Source organism: Neisseria sp. HMSC073G10, assembly GCF_001812605.1.
Lineage (GTDB): Bacteria > Pseudomonadota > Gammaproteobacteria > Burkholderiales > Neisseriaceae > Neisseria > Neisseria subflava_A.
This window is the reverse complement of sequence record NZ_KV809485.1, coordinates 1-2,012: the sequence shown is the minus strand read 5'-3', so window position 1 is coordinate 2,012 and position 2,012 is coordinate 1. Positions and strand designations below refer to the sequence as shown.

Annotated in this window: 2 protein-coding genes and 1 pseudogene; all 3 read right to left on the bottom strand. The window is 33.0% G+C overall.

The annotated features are described in order from the left end of the window. Positions 1-235: 235 nt before the first annotated feature. Complete coding sequence (locus HMPREF2865_RS00035; protein ID WP_070460644.1) at positions 236-739, bottom strand: immunity 42 family protein; 504 nt, start codon at positions 737-739, stop codon at positions 236-238. Between the two features lie 242 nt (positions 740-981). Continuing rightward, on the bottom strand, positions 982-1,443 hold the full coding sequence (locus tag HMPREF2865_RS00030) for a hypothetical protein (RefSeq protein ID WP_070644753.1): 462 nt from the start codon (positions 1,441-1,443) through the stop codon (positions 982-984). A 7-nt stretch (positions 1,444-1,450) separates the two neighbouring features. Next, positions 1,451-2,012: pseudogene (locus HMPREF2865_RS00025) on the bottom strand (hypothetical protein); the annotation flags it as partial.

The following is a 2,012-nucleotide window of genomic DNA, read 5'->3' as shown; positions in this document are numbered from 1 at the left end:
GTGGTGGCTTGTTGAAAGAAAGGTCGTCTGAAACCGTATTTGTTGTTTCAGACAGCCTCTTGGCTCAAACCTTGAGAACTGCATATGTGCGTTCCGCACATCCTACGTATTGAGTTTAGGTTTCATATGGGCCACGGCTTGCTGTTGGCTTTATAGTCCTAACAGCTCTAGAAAATATTAAAGAACACATGTTTAATTCATCCTTAAACATAGATTTTATGTGAGATAAATTTCATTAATTATCATTTAAAATATAATCATATTTAATAATTATTTTTTCCATAATATTTTTTATATATCCTTTTTTAAACACTGATTCCTTAATAATATTATTATTTAAATATAACAATTTTTCATTATACTTATCGGACAAATACCAAATATTATCTTTTTCTTCAGGGTTATCAATATATTCTGTTATACAGTATTTCCAATATAAATAAGATTCTTCTTCTGATAATTTCATATTACGATAATGAACAGCATCGTTCAAAAAAATATATGCATTACAATAGTCTAAGTTAAATAAATTAGGACACTCTAGATTATCATTTATTGAAATAAACTGTTGTATGCTACGCAAAGAATTTGGTAAAAAAGTAGACGTATTTGGTAGTTCTTGAGGAATCATGTCTCCATTCACAAAAAATGTAAAAATCCCTTCGGAAAAATTTTCTGAACTCCATTCATCTATCTCCTCAATCCAAATTGCAAATTTATATGGATCCCCAAAAATCATTTAGAACACTCCTTGAATAAAATTTATTTTCCAGGAATACCCAATTTCCTACGCAGTTGGATATTAAGTTTATCAATTCTATTCCTGTTTAAGGTTCCTGCCCAGTGATACAAATTCCTGTTGTTATCAGCACCAACCAGTAAAGGATTGCTGCCGGTAACAGTCAACTTTATGTTTTTCAGATTGTGGACACCTGCAAAAAACGCGAAGAATTCGTGAAGGCTATAGTTTGCTAAAATATATTATAGATTCAATTGAAAAATAACAGATTCAACTGTACCTTTCTTATACCTGATTTCTTTAAAGTTTTTCCCATTGTCAAAACTATAAAAAAGTCTCTCTTCCTCACCAGCATATCCCATTTCTAATACTAAACAATCTATTTCACAATTACTCCCTCCACTCATATATGCAGTATCAATAGAAAATATATTGCATAATTCCAGAGAATTATATTTATCTATATCAAATAGTTGCTCTCCAAAATCCAAACCATTGTTTCCACCTGCATAATACTTCTCTTCAAAGGATGATTTCAAACTATTAAAAACTGTATTTAGTGTAAAATACTCATATGGGCATATCTTAGGATATATATTCTCTCCTATTATTATCTGAATTTTTCCATAAATAAAACCATTACATTCAGAGTTTTTTTCCCATAAAATCCCAAATTTTCTTGTTGAGTCCATAATAATATTCATATAATCCTTATTTTAATAACTTATTCTTTGATTGATCGGGGTATGCTTTTTTAATTCCTGCTTTTTGTTGACTTGTTAAGGACGAGGGATTCTTCTTATCGGATGTAGAACCAGCCCAATGCCAAGGTTCATTTTTCCTATCGCCCCCCATATAACGATGAATATGTCCTTTATCATCAATTGCAAATCGCTGTTTACCAATTTGTACTGAACTTTCAATTAACTGAACTGAATTCTTTGGCTCAATACCAGCATCAAACTTAAACCCTAACTGACCAGGAGTATGTTTAGGATTAGATTTATAAGTAGTTTCACTAACCGTTTTATCTGGATTTTTAATTTTTATTGGGATAGCTTGAGGGACAGGTATAGAAGACTCTGCTCCCTGTCCTTTAGACGTACCAAAATCATTCTTTTGATGACTCTTCGACGCCAATGCCGTATCCGGAATCCTGTCCACCTTCGCAACATTGCCGTTTGCAGGGATACGGATATTCCCTGCACCCGCCAATAAGGGATCGCGGCCGGTAACGGCCGGCTTGATGTTTTTCAGGTTGCCAACGCCCGCA

Excerpts from the sequence above, each read along its gene's own strand:
- HMPREF2865_RS00030 (WP_070644753.1), bottom strand. The coding sequence starts at position 1,443 with ATGAATATTATTATGGACTCAACAAGAAAATTTGGGATTTTATGGGAA.
- HMPREF2865_RS00035 (WP_070460644.1), bottom strand. The coding sequence starts at position 739 with ATGATTTTTGGGGATCCATATAAATTTGCAATTTGGATTGAGGAGATA.